At 45.8% G+C, this 23,179-nt stretch carries 19 protein-coding genes; all 19 read left to right on the top strand.

Annotation, left to right across the window (positions count from 1 at the left end):
* The first annotated feature begins 1 nt into the window (after position 1).
* The gene (gene tssK / locus M2403_RS19905; protein WP_217152284.1) at positions 2–1,339 is read left to right on the top strand and encodes a type VI secretion system baseplate subunit TssK; all 1,338 of its coding nucleotides are present in this window, start codon (positions 2–4) and stop codon (positions 1,337–1,339) included.
* Positions 1,336–1,989, top strand: a complete 654-nt coding sequence (tssL, locus tag M2403_RS19900) for a type VI secretion system protein TssL, short form (RefSeq protein ID WP_165061647.1) — start codon at positions 1,336–1,338, stop codon at positions 1,987–1,989. Before tssK ends, tssL begins: the two co-directional genes overlap by 4 nt.
* Before the next feature lie 3 nt (positions 1,990–1,992).
* On the top strand, positions 1,993–3,687 hold the full coding sequence (locus M2403_RS19895) for an OmpA family protein (protein ID WP_259230654.1): 1,695 nt from the start codon (positions 1,993–1,995) through the stop codon (positions 3,685–3,687).
* Between the two features lie 32 nt (positions 3,688–3,719).
* Positions 3,720–4,211, top strand: a complete 492-nt coding sequence (locus M2403_RS19890) for an Hcp family type VI secretion system effector (RefSeq protein ID WP_165061641.1) — start codon at positions 3,720–3,722, stop codon at positions 4,209–4,211.
* Between the two features lie 168 nt (positions 4,212–4,379).
* Positions 4,380–7,022, top strand: coding sequence for a type VI secretion system ATPase TssH (gene tssH / locus M2403_RS19885; RefSeq protein ID WP_259230653.1), 2,643 nt, complete (start codon positions 4,380–4,382; stop codon positions 7,020–7,022).
* Between the two features lie 28 nt (positions 7,023–7,050).
* The gene (locus tag M2403_RS19880) at positions 7,051–7,692 is read left to right on the top strand and encodes a hypothetical protein (RefSeq protein ID WP_259230651.1); all 642 of its coding nucleotides are present in this window, start codon (positions 7,051–7,053) and stop codon (positions 7,690–7,692) included.
* A gap of 967 nt (positions 7,693–8,659) precedes the next feature.
* Positions 8,660–9,001, top strand: coding sequence for a DUF2345 domain-containing protein (locus M2403_RS19875; protein WP_259230648.1), 342 nt, complete (start codon positions 8,660–8,662; stop codon positions 8,999–9,001).
* A 122-nt stretch (positions 9,002–9,123) separates the two neighbouring features.
* A complete protein-coding gene (locus M2403_RS19870; protein ID WP_259230646.1) occupies positions 9,124–11,265 on the top strand; it encodes a hypothetical protein in 2,142 nt (713 codons plus the stop codon).
* An 18-nt stretch (positions 11,266–11,283) separates the two neighbouring features.
* On the top strand, positions 11,284–12,264 hold the full coding sequence (locus M2403_RS19865) for a formylglycine-generating enzyme family protein (RefSeq protein WP_259230644.1): 981 nt from the start codon (positions 11,284–11,286) through the stop codon (positions 12,262–12,264).
* Between the two features lie 119 nt (positions 12,265–12,383).
* Positions 12,384–12,743: a hypothetical protein gene (locus M2403_RS19860; RefSeq protein ID WP_259230642.1), complete on the top strand. Its 360-nt coding sequence runs from the start codon at positions 12,384–12,386 to the stop codon at positions 12,741–12,743.
* An 85-nt stretch (positions 12,744–12,828) separates the two neighbouring features.
* Positions 12,829–13,122, top strand: coding sequence for a hypothetical protein (locus tag M2403_RS19855; RefSeq protein ID WP_259230641.1), 294 nt, complete (start codon positions 12,829–12,831; stop codon positions 13,120–13,122).
* Positions 13,115–13,876: a hypothetical protein gene (locus M2403_RS19850; RefSeq protein ID WP_259230640.1), complete on the top strand. Its 762-nt coding sequence runs from the start codon at positions 13,115–13,117 to the stop codon at positions 13,874–13,876. Before M2403_RS19855 ends, M2403_RS19850 begins: the two co-directional genes overlap by 8 nt.
* Before the next feature lie 505 nt (positions 13,877–14,381).
* A complete protein-coding gene (locus M2403_RS24965; protein ID WP_405047849.1) occupies positions 14,382–14,615 on the top strand; it encodes a contractile injection system protein, VgrG/Pvc8 family in 234 nt (77 codons plus the stop codon).
* A 296-nt stretch (positions 14,616–14,911) separates the two neighbouring features.
* The gene (locus tag M2403_RS19845; RefSeq protein WP_259230639.1) at positions 14,912–17,272 is read left to right on the top strand and encodes a type VI secretion system Vgr family protein; all 2,361 of its coding nucleotides are present in this window, start codon (positions 14,912–14,914) and stop codon (positions 17,270–17,272) included.
* Positions 17,273–17,428: 156 nt separating this feature from the next.
* On the top strand, positions 17,429–18,994 hold the full coding sequence (locus M2403_RS19840) for a DUF2235 domain-containing protein (RefSeq protein WP_259230638.1): 1,566 nt from the start codon (positions 17,429–17,431) through the stop codon (positions 18,992–18,994).
* Positions 18,991–19,671 carry a DUF2931 family protein gene (locus M2403_RS19835; protein WP_259230637.1) on the top strand — a complete coding sequence of 227 codons (681 nt, stop codon included), beginning with the start codon at positions 18,991–18,993 and terminating at the stop codon, positions 19,669–19,671. Before M2403_RS19840 ends, M2403_RS19835 begins: the two co-directional genes overlap by 4 nt.
* Before the next feature lie 479 nt (positions 19,672–20,150).
* A complete protein-coding gene (locus M2403_RS19830; RefSeq protein WP_259230636.1) occupies positions 20,151–21,134 on the top strand; it encodes a formylglycine-generating enzyme family protein in 984 nt (327 codons plus the stop codon).
* 34 nt (positions 21,135–21,168) lie between these two features.
* Complete coding sequence (locus tag M2403_RS19825; RefSeq protein WP_259230635.1) at positions 21,169–22,149, top strand: formylglycine-generating enzyme family protein; 981 nt, start codon at positions 21,169–21,171, stop codon at positions 22,147–22,149.
* A 33-nt stretch (positions 22,150–22,182) separates the two neighbouring features.
* Positions 22,183–23,163, top strand: coding sequence for a formylglycine-generating enzyme family protein (locus tag M2403_RS19820; RefSeq protein ID WP_259230634.1), 981 nt, complete (start codon positions 22,183–22,185; stop codon positions 23,161–23,163).
* The last annotated feature ends 16 nt before the right edge of the window (positions 23,164–23,179 follow it).

Below are 23,179 nucleotides of genomic sequence, written 5' to 3'. Positions count from 1 at the left end.
GATGAAAATTTATCGTCCGTTATGGAATGACGGGGCCTTTTTGGCCCCGCAACAGTTCCAACAACAAGCGCGCTGGGACGCCTTTGTCGCAGATACAGTGGCAAATATGACACTTGCTCATCCCTGGGGTGTCATTGATGTCGCTTTCGACAGTGGCTCATTGGCCATCTTTCGTCTGAATGCACTTCGGCTGGTTGTCCGCTTCCCAGATGGCACGCTCATTGATACCGATCTGTCGGACAGTCTTCCACCAGCTTGCGATTTATCATCGGTATCAGATCGTGATCACGTGGATGTCGTGTTGGCACTTCCTCTTCTGTCGGCTAACGGCGGTAATCTGGATGACGGACAGGACAGCGAGCGTCCGCGCCGCTGGAAACAGGAGTGGGTCACCGTACAGGAACTGTCAGGTCATGAGCGAACTGAACTGGCAGTCATGCGTCATGCGGTCACACTCCGTTTTGCTCATCAGGAAAATAGCGCATATCTGACCTGCCCTGTCACCCGTCTGACGCGTAATGCCCAAGGGCAATGGATGCCGGATAATGACTTTATCCCACCCATGTTAGCTCTTGCGGCAAGCCCTGTCGTCGTCACGGAACTCGGCGATTTGCTCCATCGCCTGCAAGCGCGTCGACGCCGTCTAATGGCGATGCGCCGCGAAAGTAATGAAAGGATGGCTGATTTTGCCGTGGCTGATGTCTCTCTGTTCTGGTTACTCAATGCGTTGAACAGCGCAGAGCCCGTGCTGACAGAGCTTTATCAGGCACCCGCTCGTCACCCGGAGCTGTTCTATCGCGAACTGGTCCGGCTCGCGGGTAGCCTTTTGACATTTTCTCTTGAGCATAAAGCTGAAGACATTCCGCTTTATCAACATGATGCGCCAGAGCAGGTTTTCCCACCTCTGTTCACTCTGCTTGATGCTCTGCTCGAAGCCAGCTTGCCGTCCCGCATGATAGCTATTGAACTGACATATGAAGGTCAGTTCTGGACAGGCTCTCTTCACGACGCTCGTCTTCGCGAAGGAGCTGATTTCTATCTTTCTGTACGTTCCTCCATTCCTAATCACCTTCTTCAAACTCAGTTCCCGCTGTTGTGTAAAGCAGGCAGCTTTGAAGACGTATCAGATGTGGTCAACGTGGCGTTGAATGGTGTTGTCATGAAAGCCTTGTCGCACGTTCCGGCAGCAATTCCGCTTCGTCTTGAAAACCAATACTTTGCCCTTGATCTCAATAGCCCTGCTGCGCAAGCCATGCTGGATGCGGGTAACTGCGCGTTCTACACGCCAGGATCGTTAGGCGATATCAAACTTGAACTGTTTGCGGTGCTTCGCTCATGAGCAAAATGAATACATCGATTATTGATGAAATCTTTTACCCGTGCTGGCTGATGGTCAGCCAGTTGCGTAACGGTCAGGAAATCGAAGACGGGGAAGCGTTGTACCGTCGGGCACGTGAATGGATTGATTGCGCTCGTGAATCTTTGTCGAAGGCTGGTTTCAGTGAAATTAGTTGCGACCATATGTTGTACACACAGTGCGCATTACTGGATGAAAGCGTCCTGAATCGTCAGAAACAAGATAGCGGGTACGCAAAATGGATCAAAGATCCACTCCAGGCTCGTTACTTCAATACGCTTAACGCCGGCGAAGAGTTATGGGAGCGCATTCGCACGGTTCTTAATGAACCCGCTCCGGATACAGCCGTACTAACTTGCTTCTATCGCGCCCTGACTCTTGGGTTTTCTGGTCGATACCGTGAACAAGGTGACGAACGCCGAGAAGACGTTGTGCGTAAACTGAGCCAGTTAGTACCACCCTTTATTTCGGCCCAGGATACGCCGATAGTCTCGCGATCATCTCGCCTTCGTTCCGGGCGTAAAACCTACTGGTTCTCATGGGTCGCAGGAATCGTCGTACTGATCGCTTTGTGGTTCGCGCTGAACTCAACCCTGGTGCATATGGTGTCTCAACTGACGGGGACCCAATAGCGAATGCGTGGATTAACACAGCTATTACTTCTCCTTCTGGCGACCTGCCTGTCTTTGTGGCTCATACTCGGCTTTTGGCCATTGGGAACTGGCAGCCGTGTAGCGCTGAGTATGCTTGTGATCATCCTCGGCGGTACCGCCGGTTATTTTCAATGGCGCAGACAAAATCGTAATGATGTTGCTTTCGCACACATAGCCGATACGGTTCTTCCACCGGAAGATTTTCAGGGTGCCGTTGTGCTTATTTGCGGTGACAGTGCCCCGTTATTTTCTGCGTCCGTTCCTTTTCATGAGACACAGCAGGGTTGGTATTTGCCGGTTGCAATGCCCGAACACTTGTCCATGATGGCTCAACATCTGGCATCTGAACGCCCCGCGCTGATCGCCCAGGTCTCAGTGTTACTGGCCATCATTCCAGAGCAGCATCAGGACAAAGATGACTTCATTCAGTCACTGCGCATATGGCACCGGGCTATTGTGCAATGCAAAAGCTGGCTGGCTGGTATCCCCCCTGTATGGGTTAGCATCTGGCTTTCCCCGCCCGATGTAGCATCTGTGCAAACAGAACGTTGGTACACAGTCACTCCAGGTCAGAAAGACGTTCAGGTCCGGGAAGCCGGTTCTGGCGTAATGCCGCTGTCAGTCTGGAGCCAACAACCGGATGCCAGAAACGTACAGGAAAGATTAAGTGCCACTTTCTGGATGGAAAGCCTTCTTCCCTGGCTTAAGAGCCATGTTCAGGACATCTTTGTACAGCGCCAGGGCGATATTCCCGCACTAATCCCCTGTATCTGGGCTGTCTGTTTTTCGCCTGTGACAGGCTGTCAGGACAATTTGTGGCAGAAATATGTTGCAGGTTCTACCACTCTGGCGCCAGCCCCAACGACAATGCCGGACTGCCTGGCGCTGCCGGAAGCGTTGTTACCCTATTTACCCCGTCGCCGCGGTATTTCCCGTCTGATGCAGACGTTGCGAATTGCCGGCTTACTGTGTGGCATATTTTTACTTTTTGCGCTGCTCGCATCGTTTATCAACAACCAACGCTTAATTCAAAGTGTGAGTGATCATCTCGCACTGTACAACCGTCTCACTGGTACCCCTCCGGCTCCGAAAACTGTCGCTCAGCAGCAACTACGCGCCGATGCGCGTTTGCTGGACGAATGGCTACGCAGCGGCGCACCAATGCGTATGACATTAGGGTTATACCAGGGAATGCGACTAATCCCTCCTCTTGAGGCTGCCATTAACAGCTGGTCACCGCCACCGCCACCTCCACCAATCATCAATAAAATTGTGCAAGGTCCTAAAACCATTCGTCTTGATGCCTTATCGCTGTTTGACGTCGGTAAATCCGAGCTCAAAACAGGGTCAACAAAGGTGCTGATCAATGCACTGGTTGGGATCAAGGCCAAACCAGACTGGCTTATCGTCGTCGCAGGCCATACCGATGACACTGGCGATGATAAATCCAATCAGGTTCTTTCACTCAAACGCGCTGCATCGGTTCGCGACTGGATGCGTGATACAGGCGATGTCCCTGAGAGTTGCTTTGCAGTACAGGGATATGGTGAAAGCAATCCTATTGCAACAAACGACACCCCGGAAGGCCGTGCGGCTAACCGTCGTGTCGAAATCAGTCTGGTGCCACAGGCCAATGCCTGCAAGGCGGCAGCAAACCAACACGTTTCAAATGATTGAAACGTGGTCAACCTAGAAATGGAGAACTACCCATGGCAATTCCTGTTTATTTGTGGCTGAAAGACGACGGCGGCGCGGACATTAAAGGCTCCGTAGACGTAAAAGATCGCGAAGGCAGTATCGAAGTCGTTGCACAGGATCACAACCTGTACATCCCGACCGATAACAACACCGGCAAACTGACGGGTACCCGTATTCACACCCCGTTCCTGTTTACCAAAGAGATCGATTGCTCCAGCCCGTATTTGTACAAAGCAGTGACCACCGGTCAGACCTTGCGTTCTGCTGAGTTCAAATGGTACCGCATCAACGACGCTGGCCAGGAAGTGGAGTATTTCAACACCAAACTGGAAAACGTCAAGCTGGTGAAAGTCGCACCAAAAATGCACGACATCAAAGATCCTGCGATGGAAAAACACAACCATCTGGAAATGATTGAGCTGCGTTACGAAAAAATCACCTGGACTTACAAAGACGGCAACATCATTCATTCCGATTCATGGAACGAACGTACCACCGCGTAATTCCCTACAGCAGACGGTTCGCCGTCTGCTGTTTTTGTTGTTTCCAAAACTGCCCTGCTTCCCGGACGGTTTCGTAAACACCAAATAATTCGGACATCGACCTTATGGGCCTGGGTTCCTGCAAAGGAAAGGCTAAGGGCGGTAGCATACCCAAAAAAGGAATTGAGCATGGAACACCAGTCAGCCGTTTTACTTCGTCGTCTGAACCCGTATTGCGCGAAAGCGCTGGAAGCTGCCGCGACGCTTTGCCAGACCCGCGCACATGCGGAAATCACGCCTGAACACTGGTTGCTGAAACTGCTCGAACAAGGCGAAGGCGACATCACCGTGCTGGCCCGCCGTTATGAATGGGACATGGACGCGCTCTGGCAAAGCCTGCTGGCCCACCTCGATGCCCTGCCGCGTTCCGTGCGCACCCGTCCGCAACTCTCCGATGATTTGCAGACGCTGATGAAATCTGCGTGGCTGGCCGCCTCTTTGCAGGACGACAATCAGACTATCCACAGCGTGAATCTTCTCGAAGCCCTGATCGCCAAACCTAAACTGCTGCGCTGCGAAGGCCTGTGGCCGCTGTTCAGCCTGAGTGAAGAACATCTTCGCCGTCTCAAACCGATGCTGGATGCGGTGTCCGAAGAGCGTTCAGCGCTCCAGCAACAGGAAAGCCTGAACATGCCGGTGTCCTCGCTGAATGAATCTTCTGCCACGCCGAAAGCCGACAATCTCTCCAGCCACGGTCTGAACGAAGCCCTGCAAGCCGCACTGGATAAGTTCACGCTGGACGTCACCGCAAAAGCGAAAGCCGGGCAAATTGATCCGGTATTTGGCCGCGATAACGAAATCCGCCAGATGGTCGATATCCTCTCCCGCCGCCGTAAAAACAACCCGATCCTCGTGGGCGAACCGGGCGTGGGGAAAACCGCGCTGGTGGAAGGCCTTGCGCTGCGCATCGCGGAGGGGAACGTGCCGGACAGCCTGAAAACGGTCAGCCTGCGCACGCTGGATTTGGGGCTGCTTCAGGCCGGTGCGGGCGTTAAAGGGGAATTCGAACAACGCCTGAAAAACGTCATCGACGCCGTCCAGCACTCCCCGACGCCGGTTATCCTGTTTATCGACGAAGCGCATACCATCATCGGCGCAGGCAATCAGGCCGGTGGCGCGGACGCCGCCAACCTCCTCAAACCCGCCCTTGCCCGCGGCGAACTGCGTACCATCGCCGCCACCACCTGGTCGGAATACAAACAGTATTTTGAACGCGACGCCGCCCTCGAGCGCCGCTTCCAGATTGTCAAAGTCGACGAGCCGGACGACGAGATGGCCAGCCTGATGCTGCGTGGCCTGAAATCCCGCTACGCCGGACATCACGGCGTACACATTACCGATGAAGCGGTAAAAGCCGCCGTCAGCCTGTCGCGCCGCTATATCACCGGCCGCCAGCTGCCGGACAAAGCCGTCGATTTGCTGGACACCGCCAGCGCCCGCGTCCGTATGAGCCTCGATACATTGCCGGAAGATTTAACCCGTCTGAAAGCGCAAATCACCGCGCTGGAAATGGAAGAACAGGCACTGCTGGAAGATATTGCGCTGGGCAACAAAACGCACGGCGATCGCCTTGAAAAGATTGAACAGGAGACCGATCGTCTGAGCAAACAACTCACCGCGCTGGACACGCAGTACCACGCGGAGAAAGCCCTGACGCAGCAACTGCTGGAGACCCGTCAGGACATCAGCCGTCAGGAAGAGATCGCCAGCCTGCAGGATCAGCTCAGCCATTTGCAGGGCAATGCGCCGCTGCTCTCTCTTGACGTCGATGTGCGCACGGTTGCCACCGTGATCGCCGACTGGACCGGCGTGCCGTTGTCCAGCCTGTTAAAAGACGAACAGACAGATTTGCTGCAACTTGAAAATCACCTGGGGCAGCGCGTCATCGGGCAGGATCACGCGCTCATGGAAATGGCGCAGCGTCTGCGCGCTGCGAAGACTGGCCTGACGTCGGAAAACGGTCCGCTGGGCGTATTCCTGCTGGTCGGGCCGAGCGGCGTGGGTAAAACCGAGACCGCGCTGTCACTCGCCGACTGCCTGTTCGGCGGCGAGAAATCCCTGATTACTATTAATCTCAGCGAATATCAGGAAGCGCATACCGTTTCCCAGCTGAAAGGTTCCCCACCGGGCTACGTCGGCTACGGCCAGGGCGGGATTCTGACCGAAGCCGTACGCAAACGTCCGTACAGCGTCGTCCTGCTCGATGAAGTCGAGAAAGCGCACCGCGACGTGATGAACCTGTTCTATCAGGTCTTCGACCGCGGCTTTATGCGCGACGGCGAAGGGCGCGAGATCGACTTCCGTAATACCGTCATCCTGATGACCGCCAACCTTGGCAGTGACCACATCATGCAGCTGCTGGAGGAACAACAGGAAGCCACTGACAGCGATTTACAGGAAATGCTGCGCCCTGTCCTGCGCGATCACTTCCAGCCCGCGCTGCTCGCCCGCTTCCAGACGCTGATTTACCGCCCGCTGGCGGCAGACGCGCTGCGCACCATTGTTGAGATGAAACTGGCGCAGGTCGCCAGACGCCTGAACAAACATTACGGCCTGCAAACCACCATCGAAGAAAGCCTCTACGACACGCTGGTCGCCGCCTGCCTGCTGCCGGACACCGGCGCGCGTAATATCGACAGCCTGCTCAACCAGCAGATCTTGCCGGTGCTGAGCCAGCAACTGCTGAGCCGCATGAGCGGGCAACAACGCACCACTTCACTGGCGCTGGGCTGGGATGAAGAGGAAGGGATTACGCTGGAATTTAGTGAATGAATAGCGCTCTTATTAAAGGATAACAGCTATGGACAGTGCTAAAGATATAGCCAGAGAAATGCTGGATGCAATTAATATAAATAGTTCAGGTTTTTTGGAGGCAGCAACTAAAGGATTTATTTCTTTTCCTGTTGGGCTCGGTTATCTGGGTCGGGACTTTTTTGATACAGAGCACCGAAGAGAAAATCAGGATGATAAATACAGGTTGACCAGATTGATTAAAAGAACAACTTTGAATAAAGAAATCATTGAAATAGTTATTCAGCCCTTCATTGATGATTTCATTTCTCATATTGACATGAACAAACTGGCATCTTTTGCAAAAAACGTAGCAGGAACCCTATCTGGGAAATTTTTATTTTCACAAATCACCGGATATAGTATCGGAAAAGCGATTACATCTCAGGGGCTTGCATCATTTATTTCAGGAGGGGCCGTGGGTGCCCTTTTAGCTATTGGTGCGGAAGCTTCGAGAGCTATATACACATCAAGATATTTACGCGAGAAAAATCAGGCTATGTATACAAAACTGAATCGCATGGGAGACTTGGATCTTCTTTATTATCTCGTTGAAGATATTGTAAAACCTTACGAGAAAGCGTGCGAGATGGCTGAAACAGACCCCGGGAAATTTAATAAAGTTTGTGAATATTATTTTGGCGGCTTATGAGCATCAAAGATTTTTTCCTGATTATTGTTTCACGTTTTGTCGCCGGGGTAGGGATGATGATAGGTACTGCCAGCGTGGTTTATTCTGTCTGGTGCTTCTTTTTTTCTCACAAGCCTTACCATTTACTTTTTGGATGCGCAGGTATTCTGGTCTTTTTCATTGGCTATGGCCTTTATAAATTCGCACTTATTTACATTTATGACGAATGGGATCATTATCACTAGCCAATTATATTACCAGGAAAGCCCCCTGTTTTATTTAACAGGCCAAATTACACTCCCATTAATTACAAAAAAATGGACAGATAACTATCTGTTTCAGATCGAGTTCCAATATTGACTAGAGATCCCATGAGCATAAAAGAGTATTTACGTATTATTATTTCCACTCTTATGGCTGGAGCAGGAATGCTACTGGGACTAATTAGTCCAATTTTCTCCATCTGGAGCATATTTTTTTCCCCTAAGCCTTATCACTTCCTTTTGGGATGCGCGGGTATTATGGCCTTTTTTATTGGCTATGGTCTTTATAAATTCGCACTGACTTATATTTATGACGAGTGAGATCATTATCGCTAACCATTAATATCAACAAAAAAGCATAGCTAATTAATTTAATCTTATTATTTTCGGGGGTAGGTAAATATCCATATGGGAAATATATCTGAAATGGCAAAGAAAGACAACAAAACAGGTCAATACTTGAAATCATTGCGGGGTATTAATTTCTCAATACCCGGGTTCCCTGAAGGGCTGACATTTAGCAGATCCAGAAGAATAAAGGACGCTAATTTCCCTGCCGGAACTACCGCCCGTTGTGTTATCGATTCTGCAGAACCTATAAAAAATCAATAAAACAACGTGCTCCTCTCCCCCAATCAAAGGATATAAATCGTTGCAACAAAACTCAACTTTCAAACTTGCCAATACCGTCAGTATTGAAAATACTAATACAGCGACTATTACGTATGAACGATGCAAATGAGCATCCTTTTATATTGCAGAAGGATGGCAACCTTGAAGCGCTGGCGAAAAAAGATGTTCATCTGACCAGTGCGGAAGGAAAAGTCACCGTCACGGCATCTTCCGAACTCGTACTGACCTGCGCAGGCGCGTATATCAAAATCAGCGGCGGCAATATTGAACGGGGAGCTCCGGGAAATATTCTGCTCAAGGCTGCAAACGTACAAAAAATAGGGGCCGCAAGTTTAAATTCACAACCTGTTGAGTTCCCCAAAGGCTTCAATGAGTTCTTTGTGATTAAAGATGAAAAACCGGTAAGCCCCGTCCGGACTATCTGTATAAATTAATCACATCTAAAGGCGAAGAGATAATGGGCAGAACGGATGCTGAAGGAAAGACAACAACGGTATACGGCGCAACACCGGGCAGCATAAAGCTCTACACGGAAGATGACTAACAGGGAGTTGACATGACTGATTCAAATAAACCCATTGCCGAAGCTCAGACCAAAGCACAGGGGACGGGCACAGACGCACAAATTAAGTCCAAAGATAAAGGCGTCATCTATTTCGAGCTTTCGACCGGATACTATTATGTCGTAGATGGTGAAACAGCCACTACGATTGAAGATGAAAACAACCGCCTTCAGGGACTTGTTGAGAAACAAATCAACGCAGCCAAAGCCTTTTCAGATATTCAGGGACAATGCCTAGCTGCACCAAAAGATCCGGTCCTTAGCTCGAAATACAGCCAGCTGGAACAAACTCTGTTTGATGCCAATAAAAATCTGAAAAGTGGCCTTAACTTCCTTGAACCCATGCAGACTGCTGACGATACTGAAGACAAACTTCATTCATTGAGCGAAATTGACAAAAATACTGAAAAATTGATCGAAGTACTGCCTATACGCAAATCTGGCGGTAAAGGAAAGGTTATTTATGTTCGCCCGAGCCTGAACAGTAAAAGATGGGAACCTTACTTACCGGAACAGGCAGAAAGCGGGAAAGCCAGCTTTATCAAAAATGGGAAAATCGATAAAGAAGAACTGCATAAACAACTTAAAGACGTCAGCGTTAAAATTAAAAAAGACTGGGATATCGTCGATCCTGCTGACCACACAGGCTCCTTATTCGCCTGGTCGGATAAATGGAACAAAGCAGCTAAATTTCAACTGCATGATGATAAAGATCAGTCAGGGTCAGATCATTTCGATGCTTCCGCCGGTGCGCAGCTTTTGCGTTATACCGCCGGTGTCGGTGCCAGCCTGGAATTCGACCCTGTCAATATGGAGGCACAAGCCAAAGTCAGTGGCAGTGCTGAATTTGCCATGTGGGAAGGGAAAGCAAATTTTAAAGTGATGTTCCCCCACCGCTTAGGCTGGTTACCTTCAGTGCCGAAGCGTGGCGGCGGTGAATGTGTGCTGGGATATTTTCGACTGGATCTGGAAGTGGTAGCTACCAGCAGCGTGGGGGCGTCCTTAACTGCGGAACTAGGGATAACAATAAATAAGAAACCCGATGGAGACGAAACGGCAGGTATAAGGGGGAGCGGTTCAGACTACCAACCCACTCCGCCACCGGGTGAGAGAAAAATCAGTTTAACCAAAGTTACTGAGAAGTCGGAAGTCAAAGGTGGTATTCGTGCTTTTGCAGGCGTCGAAGCAAAAGGAGAGGTTTCAGGTTCTGTTATGTGGAAAGAGCCCGAGAAGATGACCTCGACAAAAGAGGATGATTATAAAGCGATTGCAAAAATAAGTGAAAGCACATCGTACTTAAATGGTGCAGGTTTTGAAGCGACGTTCGAAATAAAATACGCCCAAGGTAAAATATATATAGCCTGTCATGCTGGTCTTTGTTGGGGAGTTGGTGCTAGTGGAGGGATTGATTTCGAGGTCGATGGAGGGCATCTCTTCGACTTTCTTAAATATGTTTACTATTTGCTGCGAGATGCTGACTATCAGAAACTGGCAATAATAATAGCAGAAGATGCATTCGATTATTTATTAAAATTAAACTTATTAACAATGGTCGGTGACTCTGAGGCTGTAAGAGCAGTTTATGGGTCAGCCCAAAAATTAGATATAGCCCTTACAAAATACTTCAAACAAAAAAGAAACAGACTGGATTTCATAGATAAGATTAGTGCCAACAACGAGTTATGTCGTTTCTCTACACCAGAAGTAAAAGGTAATATGCTGGCCATGTTGACAGAGGAAGATTTTGTTGATGCATTAACAGATATATGGGAAGGAAATAGACTATCATTGAAGCAGGGCGTGATGAATATATTACGCTGGGTGCAGTCCAAATCAGAATATGAAAACGTCTTGCAACATTGCTCTCTTAATTTAGGTGAGAAAAAATATTCAGACTGGAAGATAAAGCATAAGCAACTCGCAATACGCATGTATTTTGGTGATACATCAACCATCGACTTAGGAAAAGTAACTATGATCAGCGATGGTTTTGGTGAAACTTTTGAAGCTTTATATCCTTCATTAAGTGATCTTCCTATGGCTGGATTCCCCTTCGTCCCCAATGACTCTATAGACTATACGTTAGTAAAAGATTCAATTAACCGTGATTATTATCCTAATCAAGCACTGGTTTAATTTAGAGGAATGGCAATAATGACCTGTAGAAAAACATCATTGTTAATAATTAGTATCTTATCTCTCATTGGCTGTGATCAGAAAGAACAATTCCTCAAAGAAACCATGAAGAATATGATTTTTGTCGAGGGTGGTAGTTTTGACATGGGTGATATATGCCTCAAGGAACATGGGCAACCCTGTACCTTTGCTAACGAAAATGCGAGTTTTCCGGTTCATACTGTCACACTTGATGGGTTCTATATTTCAAAATACAAAGTAACGTATAAGAGTTATGATTTTTATACAAAAATCGAAGACCTCCCCATGTTGAAAATTGATGAAGATTGGTTGGACAAATATCCTAAACTGCGTGGCGAGAATTTCCCTGCTACAGCCAACTGGCAGTTAAGCGCAGACTATTGTCATTGGCTTGCAAAAGAGTCGGGATTACCATTTGATTTACCAACTGAAGCGCAATGGGAATATGCTGCGCGAAATAGAGGCAGAGATGTCCATTACGGAACAAACGATGGTCAGTTCATCTTAGGAGTAAATGTCCCCTCGTACGAGCAACAGAAAAAATATTCTGGATTTGCACAAGGCCTATACGCAGTAGGCCAATTTCCAGCTACTCAACTGGGTTTGTATGATATGGCTGGTAACGGGCAGGAATGGATGCGGGATTGGTACAGTAAGACCTACTACCAGCATAGCCCGCAGATAAATCCAGCAGGTCCAGAAAGCGGGACAGAAAAATCGCTCAGAGGCATGCCAATTGCTGACAGCAAATCAGATAATGCAACACCAACAGCAACTACGATGTTTAGAACGGGAAGAGAACCGCTTATGAAAGATAACCCGCCTGGATTATGGTCCAAGTATCACGGTAATTTCGACCAAGCAACTGCTGCAGATAAAGAATCTGACCCGTATAAAATTGCTGAACGAGGGTTCTATCCTGATGTAACTTTCCGTTGCGTAATTAACGCCCAATCCTTACCAGAAAAGTATCGCTAACAGTTAATGCGAAGGAATGCGCGTTAGCCCTACAGAACAATAATAATCATAACCCTAAGTTTATTTCTTATTTTTGTTTGTGACCAAAAAGAGCCGAACCACAAGGCATCATTAATAACATGGATTTTATCCAGGGGGCACCTTCGAAATGGGTGATAACTGTCTTAAAAAATATGAGCAAACTTGTACCTTTACCAATGAAGGTGATGATAACTGGGCTCATGAAGGTGAAGCCCAAATCAGAATATGAAAACGTCTTGCAAGATTGCTCTCTTAATTTAGGTGAGAAAAAATATTCAGACTGGAAGATAAAGCATAAGCAACTCGCAATACGCATTTATTTTGGAGATACATCTACCATCGACTTAGGTAAAGTAACTATGATCAGCGATGGTTTTGGTGAAGCTTTTGAAGCTTTACATCCTTCATTAAGTGATCTTCCTATGACAGGATTCCCCTTCGTCGCAATGACTCTATAGACTATAACCAGAAGATTTAGCCAAGTACTTCCCTGAAGGAAAAAACCCTGACAGGGGAGCGGACCTGACGTTTGGCGACCATTTTATGACAGCCTATATGCCCTATATAAACAATAAACTCCTTGAACTAATCGATGATAAAGGCCTGAGTAAGAAAAGACATTTCACTGAGCATAAAGACAATGTCAAAAAGTTTGAAGAGCAGATGAAGGAAGAAGGCTTTCAAATGCCGGAGAAAGAAGCAAAAAGAAACATACAATTCCTGAATCTGGAAAAAATGCTGGATATCTCGTTAGAGACGACGCTATCAATAAAAAATGGGAATGATATTCTCGAGCGCTTTGCCTGTTATGGAGAAGAGGAAATCGAAAATGCATAAAAAAGCAAATATCCTGACAATCTGTATCTCTGCATTCATTTTAAGTAGTTGTGCCAGTGCAACAGATAAGATGCTATCTCCACCATCCGATACCCAATGGGTTAACGTGGAAGTCAAAAACCCTTCCCAATACAAGAAACCCTTCCCGCTGGAGGTGAGGTATATTTCTCATAAATGCCTGAAAAAAAGAATCAGCGGAGTAGACGGTTCCGTTATTACAGAACCCAATTACAACGTCATTAATATGCCCCTGCTGCAAGGAACCAATGACATATGGAAAGCGAAGGTAGCAATGACCGGTGGTGGTACCTGCGAATGGACATTAAGTGCGTTTAATTTAGGGATTGAATATATTGATGCCACCCATCTGGGGAAAGACCTGGTACCTGGTACAGCTGTCGGCGCTACAATTGCTTTTGATGACGATGCTTCACGAAATGGGCAATTTAGTTTTTCTCAAGGAGATTTAAGTCTTGAACCTAAATATTACCCTTTAATTGAAGTAAATAACCGTATAAATAAAAACACCACATTAAATTTATTTGGCGAAGAAGATTTCTTACAAAAAAGGATTAACCGTATTTCTAAATCTATAAGCGTGAACTATAGTCCTAAAATTGACGAATCAAAAATAGTCAGGATGGTTGCGCCTAAAGAATATAAAATCGGGGCTTTCTATAAAATAATTTATCCTGATGGTACGGTCATTTCTGATGGTTCAACTCATCCAGATATAAAAAAACTCGAGAAGTGACCTATGTTTAAACAAGCAAACATACTGACAATCTGTATCTCTGCATTCATTTTAAGTAGTTGTGCCAGAGCAACAGATAAGACGCTATCTCAATCATCCGATACCCAATGGGTTAACGTGGAAGTCAAAAACCCTTCTCAATACACGAAACCCTTCCCGCTGGAAGTGAGGTATATTTCTCATAAATGCCTGAAAAAAAGAATCAGCTGAGTCGACGGTTCCGTTATTGCAGAACCCAATTACAACGTCATTAATATGCCCCTGCTGCAGGGAAGCAATGACATATGGAAGGCGAAGGTAGCAATGTTTAAACCGCTACTGTATCGATGTTCAGGGTTGTGATGCCTATCTGGATGTAGAATCATTTAACGGGCAGGAAAATGTAAGTTCCGGCTATCGCTATAAGATCGACTTCACGAGTAGTGACAAAGATATCAGTGTACCAGCAATGTTAAAAGGCAGTACCACGCTCACTATTTAGACGACCGGGACTTTACTTCCGGGCATTTCAGTACCTCAGGTACACAAGGTCATTCATGGTGTAGTGACCCACTTTTCCCGCCAGTCTGGTTCTGCTGACGAAGCGCATTTTCAAATTACTCTTGAACCTTTCTTTGCACTTTTAGGTAATCAGAAGCGTTCACATCGATTCTTCCTCAATAAATCAGTTCCGGAAGTGGTGGAACAGAATCCAGCAGAGTTTAATAAAATATGCGGGTATTTTTTGGAGGGATTATGAATATAAAAATAATGGCACTGGTCATTGCTTCATACTTTGCCTGCACCCTCGGCTCAACATTTGGCACTATAGGTGTGGCTATTTCTGTTTGGTACTTTTTTGTTTTCGATAACGTAAACCGATTTTACTTGGAGGAGCAGGACTTCTGTTAGCTTGTATTGGTTATTGGATCTACCGCCTGTCGTAACAGGTGGGATGACTATTACTAGTCGCCTCTATTACTCAATGCTTATTCATTCTACAAATAAAATGTAATTCTAGAATGCAGGAAATAATAAAGAAAAAAGGATTTCAAAATGACTGGAACCACGCTTAACCGCTATACCCTGACTATTCCATCCTGCCCTCATCTTCTGGACGTAGAGAGTTTTGACGGGCTGGAGCAAATAAGTGAGCTTTATCATTACACGATTAAATTCACAACACTTCATCCTGACCTTACCCCGGAAATGTTACTGAATAAACCCGCCACCCTGAGCATGGGAATTGGTGATCTGTTCAGCCCGACCGAAGGGAAAGTGGTACACGGCGTGGTCACCAGCTTTCAGCGCCTTGCAGGATCCCGCGATCAGGTTCGGTATGAAATTATTGTTAAACCTTTCCTGGCACTTCTGGACAAACAGTTCCGCACCCACCGCTTCTTCGTCAATAAATCCGTGCAGGACGTCGTTGAACAGGTGCTTCAGGAACATGGCCTTAAAGGCTGGGAATATGAGTTTAACCTCAAGCAAACTTATCCAAAGCGCGAGCAGATAAACCAGTATCAGGAAAGTGATCTGGCCTTTATCGAGCGCCTGCTTTCCGAAGTGGGGATTTTCTATTTCTTCAGCCTGCAACCTGATACGCAAACCGAAGTGATCCACTTCGCCGACAAGCAAAGCGCTTATGAGTTTGGTAAAACGCTGCCGCTTAACAGCCCGTCGGGCATGAGCGACAGCGGAGCAGAGTCGGTCTGGGGGCTGAACATACAGCAGAATGTAGTGCAGGCCAGCGTCACCGCCAAGGACTACAACTACCGCGAAGCGCAAAAAATACTGCAATCAGCTAAAGCTGATGCAACGCGTGGCGACGATGAAGGGATCAATTATGGAGACGTATATCACTATAAACCCCGCCATCTGGATACCGGCTCGAAGACCGATCCGGACGCCGAAACCGGTAACTTCGTGGCACAACTCGACCATGAGCGTTTTTTATCTCAGCAAACATTGATCACCGGCCGCAGCACGGGCTTCGCGCTACACCCCGCCCAGGTGCTCACCGTTATTGATACCGCTATCCCGTCCACGTTGCCTGAACAATTGTCTCTGCCGATGGTGGTGATACGCACAGGATTTTTCGCCAGCCGCAAAGATGCGTTGGTAGTAACCCTCGCCGCCGTCCCCTACAGCGAAACTCTCTGCTGGCGTCCTGCCCTAAAGCCGCGCCCAAAAGTCAGCGGAACCATGATGGCTCGCGTCACCAGTGCAAAATCTAACGATATCTATGCCTGGCAAGATACGTCGGGTTTGTATCGCGTGAAATTCGATGCTGACCAGGACGATAAAATCCAGGGGCAAGAAAGCATGCCCGTCCGCCTCGCCAAACCTTACGGCGGCGACATCTACGGCATCCACTTTCCTTTGATACAAGGTACGGAAGTCGCCATTGCCTTCCACGACGGCGATCCTGACCGCCCGTATATCGCCCATGCCCTTCACGATTCCCGCCACACAGATCATGTGACGGAAGATAACAACACCCGAAACGTTATCCGTACGCCTGCAAATAACAAACTGCGGATGGAAGACAAGCGCGGCGAAGAACACATCAAACTCAGCACCAAGTACGGCGGCAAGACGCAGCTGAACCTCGGACATAACGTCGATTCTGGACGTGCAAAACGTGGTGAAGGTTTTGAGCTGCGCACGGATGAATGGGGAGCCATTCGCGGAGCAAAAGGTCTGTTTATCAGCGCGGATGAGGCGGATGTCAGCAATCAGATGCTGGATATGCAGGCCGCCATTGCTCAGCTGGAAAACGCCCTTTCGCTGGCACAAAGCCTGTCAAAGGCCGCCGAAATTTCCAAAGCAGAAAAAGCGGATACCAGCAGTCAGGAAACACTTAATAAATCTCTTGAACAGCTAACAGCCGCCGGAATCCTGATACACGCGCCACAAGGTATCGGCATCGTTAGTCCGAAAGCCGTTCGCCTGGCCTCGGGCGGTGAAAGCATTGGGTTAATGTCGGGAAACAACACTGACATCAGTGCTGGAAAAAGCTTTACCGCCGTCGCAGGGGAAACCTTGAGCCTGCTGGCAAGCAAATCAGGGATGAAGTTAATCGCGGCCAAAGGGAAAATAGATATTCAGGCACAGGATGACAATATTGAAGCCCTTGCGAAAAAGGATATCAGTATCACCAGTGTAGAAGGCCAAATTTCGGTAGCAGCTTCGAAGGAACTTGTACTTACCTGCGGTGGTGCCTACATAAAAATAAGCGATGGCAATATTGAGCTGGGAGCGCCGAAGAATATTCTGCTAAAAGCTGCCAATGTACAGAAGGCTGGCCCTGCGAGTATCAATTCCCCCCCCCTGAATTGCCAAAAGGTTTCAGTGGTAGCTACAGTCTTACTGACGAAGACGGCAAAATCATGTCTAAAACTAAGTATAAGATAACAACCGCAGAAGGAGATATATACACCGGTTTTACGGATGAAAAAGGTAACACGTTACCCGTTAACACTGTATCGCCTTCATCTCTTATTATTGAAATACTTAGTTCGGTAAAAAGTTAACAATAAATTAACCACCAGATTAATTAGGAATATCCGAATGGCTGAGTATCACAAATATCAAATTATTTCTGGCCAAGACCACCAGACGAGTAATTCACAAACTCCACAAACAGTTGTTGTAAAAAAAGTACCAGTGAAAAGTATTACGCTAACTATTGGAATATTTTTTGATGGGACAGGAAATAACGTAGATAACATCAACTTTAGATTAAATAACTGTAAACCTTCTGATTTTAATATCAGTGATAAAGATGCCGCATCTTTTAATGAAGTATGTCTCAAAAAAAAAGGTGTCGATGGTTTCATTACAGATAGTTACATGGGGTACTATACAAATGTACATTGGTTACATTTGCTGTATAAAAAAGACAGAGGAGTCGCCGAGCAAGATTTAGAGGCTCAGATTGCAGTGTATATTTCGGGTATTGGGACTACATCAGGAGATTCAGATTCTGCTTTGGGGCTAGGTATTGGTACCGACAAAACAGGGGTTATTGGCAAAACAGATGACGCAATAGAATTGATGCAAAATGAAATTCGAAACTTCATTAACTCGAATAAAGACACGCATTTTGCAATCGAGAAAATTCGGTACGATATTTTTGGATTTAGCCGTGGAGCTGCCGCTGCCCGCCATTTTTCAAATCGAGTTTTATTACAAGAGAGAGCACTGATTGATGCCATTGATGATGGGCTTTCTGCCATAAATCATCATGGTAGGCCTGCGGGTGAAACTCGTTTTCTAGGGTTATTTGATACTGTGGCTGCAATTGGCGGTCTTTCTGATGCATTAGACCCACATGGCCCAGATAATCAAGATGTTATGCTAAATCTTCCAGGTGAAATAGCTGAAAGAGTATTTCAAATCACAGCTATGCACGAAAGCCGTTATAATTTTAGCTTGAATAGCATCAAAGAAACTTGGCCAGAACTGATGCTTCCTGGAGTCCATTCTGATATTGGTGGTGGTTATAATCCAGAGGAATATGAGAATTTATATGTTACCGAACCAGACTTTGACACAATATCATTCATGGGAGAAGTCGATATTGAAAACTCAGCTGTATACCGTCGAGCCAAAAAAGAATTAAACAAACTAGAACGTTATCCAAGCATTGCCCCTATTATCAAAACTACAAATGAAATTGGGGTCAAGCATTGGTTTGGGCGCCGGGATAGTGCAACCGGTATGTCTGTTCGCTTGGGAGCGGCAGGATATATTAAACGATCCATAACTAATGATTGGTCCAAAGCAATATTGTATGTAATGTACGATGCTGCAAAAGAGGCTGGCGTATTACTTCAAGAAATAGATAAAGAAAATCCTGATATGGCAATACCCCCTGAACTTGAAAGTTTGACACAAAAGGCTATACAGCAAGGTCAAGCGATACGTAGTGGAGGAGTGGCAACTCAGTTTACTACAAGTGAAATCGAAATTCTCGGGAGGTATATTCATTGCTCTGCTTGTTGGGATAGTGTTGCTGTTGATGAAAAAGGAAATACTATTGATAAAGGATATGCTCTTACTATCCAGTTTACAAACAGACCAGCTAAACACTGGCAGCGCGCCATGTATAATATGCAAGGAGTTGCCCTATGAAAGTTACAAGTTACCTTAAAGTAATTATCTGTGTATGCACGATTTTATGCGGTTGTGATGAACATAAATCATCACTTAATCTTAAAAAATCACAAAAAAGTGATACTGATTACTTATCACCTTATAAGGAGTGGTATTTTAGTTTTATTATACCTAGATCTTTACCTGCCCTTCCTACTTACTTAGAATTACTTGACACAGATGGCATAGCTTATCATTTTGAAACGCTTGATTGGCCGCAAGGTGAAAGCATTGGTAAATGGAATGAACGCAATGGCTATGGAACACCAGCTTTTAATAAAGCTAAAAACCCGCCACAGTATATTCGTTTCTGCTGGGACTCTGTTATTGATAAAAAAACATACGAAACAAAAATTACATTTTATAGCGATACGTGGTTAAAAATGATTACACCTGAACCTGAATGGAGTGATAAGAGTAAAAATTATTATCATCGCTATATGATTATTAGTCTAGCGCCGGAGGGAAAGGCTCGTGTTTGGCTTGAGGATAACGGAAAGCAAGATCTATTACTTACAACTCCTAAGATATCAACTGTATCCGGGAAGGATCTAACTTTTTGTAAGGACAAAACTAAGCATCCCAATGGATATAAGTATTATGGTGAAACTTCTGAATTTATCAAAAACAAAAAATATCCTTATGGTGTATGGTGATTTTAGATGTGCAACATTATATTATTGTCTAGAGTCTTTAATACCGCAAAACTATTAGCATGCTAGGCATGGGGTTTATTATTTTATTCTTAACATGATAACTTTAAGCACCTCGGGAAAAGTAATTAATTCAATACTATATTAATCATATTTTGAAGAGTGTATTTTTAACTTCATTTATCCTGAACTGTTCCCCGAGAACGTAAATAAGTGCCGAATTAGGACACATAATCTTTTAGATATTCCTGAAAAAAATTATTCAACAAACGCTGGAGATAACTGGATGTCTGGCACGAAAGTTGACTGTTGCGGATATGGAGCTGCTTTCGAAAAAATTTATAATTCATTAAGCGAACTACCTATGCCAGGTTTTTCTATTACATCGAATGACTCACTTGATTACGCGCTATTCAAAAACCCTTTAAACAAAAATTATTACGACGCAAGTGAAAGATTGATTTAAATAAAATGGGCTACCTATGAAAAAATCAAAAAAAATCGCACTATGCTTCAGCGTTTTGGCGCTAACAGGTTGCGACAAAAGTGATCAGGCCATCATTCAAGCTATGAAGAATATGGCTTTTGTACAAGGAGGCACTTTTGAAATGGGAGATATATGCCTGAAAGAATACGGGCAACCTTGTACCTTTGCCAATGAAGGTGCCAGTTTTCCTGTACACACAGTCACCGTAGATAGTTTTTACATAGCGAAATATAAAGTCACCTACAAAGACTATGACTTCTATACAAGTAATAAATACTTAGCCAGCTTAAAAATAGATAAAATTTTACTGAAGTCATATCCAAAGCTTAGAAATAGTAATAATCCAGCTACAGCAAACTGGCAACTGGGCAAGGATTATTGCAAATGGCTTGGTGAGAAAACAGGATTACCATTCGATTTACCGACTGAAGCACAGTGGGAATATGCAGCCCGCAATCGTGGCCAGGACGTTCATTATGGAACTAATGATGGTCATTTTAAGGTAGGTATTAACGCCCCTTCTTACCAGCAGCAAAAAAAATTTTCTGGTTTAGGAGCTGGACTCCTACCAGTTGGCCAATATCCCCCTTCCCCATTAGGGCTATTTGATATGGGGACTAATGGTCAGGAATGGATGCGTGACTGGTACAGTAAAACCTATTATCAGCATAGTGAACAAAATAATCCAACCGGACCTGAAGACGGTACAGAAAAGTCGCTTAGGGGAATGCCTGCAGAAGACAGTCGCTCAGATGATGCTGCGCCGACAGCAACGACTATGTTTAGAATGGGCAAAGAACCACTGTTAAAGGATTTTCCTCCAGACCTGTGGGATAAATATAATGGGGACTTTGAAAAAGCAGCAGCTGCCGATACAGAAAATGACCCTTATAAGATTGCTAAACGTGGTTTCTCCCCTGGAGAAACTTTCCGTTGCGTAATCAACGCGCAGTCATTGCCGGCGAAATATCTTAAATAATTTGAGCAGCTGAAATGACGCAAGGAAGGAATAAATGAACTTCAGGATATTAGTTTTCATTGCCGTATCTGTTTGCCTTTCAGGTTGTGACAAAAGTGATCAGGCCCTCACTCAAGTTATGAAGAATATGGTCTTTGTGCAAGGTGGCACCTTTGAAATGGGTGATACCTGCCTGAAAAAATATGGGCAGCCTTGCACCTTTGCCAACGAAGGTGCAAGTTTTCCGGTACATACCGTAACGGTGGATAGCTTTTATATTGCTAAATATAAAGTGACATACAAAGACTACGAACGATATACGCGTAATACAGGTCTACCTGACTTAAAAATGGATGCTGGTTTTCAAGAAGACTATCCAAAATTAAGAAGCCCAGACTTACCTGCAACGGCAAACTGGCAACTGAGCAGAGATTACTGCCAATGGCTCGGTGATAAAACAGGGTTGCCCTTCAATTTACCTACCGAAGCACAATGGGAATATGCTGCCCGTAATCGGGGTCAGGATGTTCACTACGGAACAAACGATGGACATTTCAGAGTGGGCATTAATGCTCCGTCTTATGAACAACAAGAAAGTTATTCAGGAGTGGGAGAAGGGCTCTTACCCGTAGGAAAATATCCCGCTACCCCACTAGGATTATTTGATATGGGGACCAATGGCCCTGAATGGATGAGCGATTGGTACAGTAAGACATACTACCAGCATAGCCCACAGCACAATCCAGTAGGGCCAGAAAATGGCACAGAAAAATCGCTTAGAGGAATGCCAACCGAAGATGATAGGGCAGATGACAGTGCTCCTACGGCAACAACAATGTTTCGAATGGGGAAAGAACCGTTATTAAAAGGCATACCGCCGGAATTTGGATCAAAATATAATGAAGACTATTCCAAAGCAAAAGCAGCAGACACAGAGAATGACCCATATAAAATTGCAAAACGAGGATTTATTCCGAATGTAACTTTCCGCTGCGTAATCAACGCGCAGTCATTGCCGATGAAATATCTTAAATAATTTGAGTAACTGAAATGGTGCAAGGAAGAAAAAATGATCTTCAGGATATCAATTTTGACAGCCTTATCTGTTTGTCTTTCAGGTTGCAACAAAAGTGATCAGGCCGTCACTCAAGTTATGAAGAATATGGTCTTTGTGCAAGGTGGCACTTTTGAAATGGGAGATATATGCCTGAAAGAATACGGGCAGCCTTGCACCTTTGCCAACGAGGGTGCCAGTTTTCCAGTTCATAACATCACACTCGATAGTTATTTTATTTCCAAATATAAAACAACATATAAAGACTACGACCTTTTTACAAAAAACAAGGGGTTGCCTGACCTTAAAATTAAAAAACTATATTCACGTGATTACCCGAAACTAAGGGACTCTAATAACCCCGCGACTGCCAACTGGCAACTAAGCAGAGATTACTGCCAATGGCTCGGTAATAAAACGGGATTACCTTTCGATTTACCTACTGAAACACAGTGGGAATATGCTGCCCGTAATCGCGGGCAAGATGTTCATTATGGAACTAATGACGGCCATTTTAAAGTGGGCGTCAATGCCCCTTCTTACCTACAGCAAAAAAATTACTCGGGTTTAGGTGCCGGACTTTTGCCCGTTGGCCAATTTCCTGCCACACCCCTAGGATTATTCGATATGGGGACAAACGGACAGGAGTGGATGCGGGACTGGTACAGTAAAAGCTATTATCAGCACAGCCCGAAAAATAACCCAACCGGGCCCGATGAAGGAACTGAAAAATCGCTCAGGGGAATGCCGCCAGATGACAACAGGGCTGATGATGCGGCACCCACTGCAACAACAATGTTTAGGACAGGGAAAGAACCATTGCTGAAAGGCGTTCCACCTGGATTGTGGGATAAATATAATGGGAATTTTGATAAAGCAAGAGCAGCTGATACCGGGAATAATCCCTATGAAATTGCAAAGCGAGGATTTTCTCCCGGAATAACTTTCTGTTGCGTCATTAATGCACAATCATTGCCTGACAAATACCTTCATTAATATCATTTTTCAACTA

The organism is Rahnella sp. BIGb0603, assembly GCF_024808755.1.
Lineage (GTDB): Bacteria > Pseudomonadota > Gammaproteobacteria > Enterobacterales > Enterobacteriaceae > Rahnella > Rahnella contaminans.
This window is presented reverse-complemented; position numbering and strand designations above follow the sequence as displayed.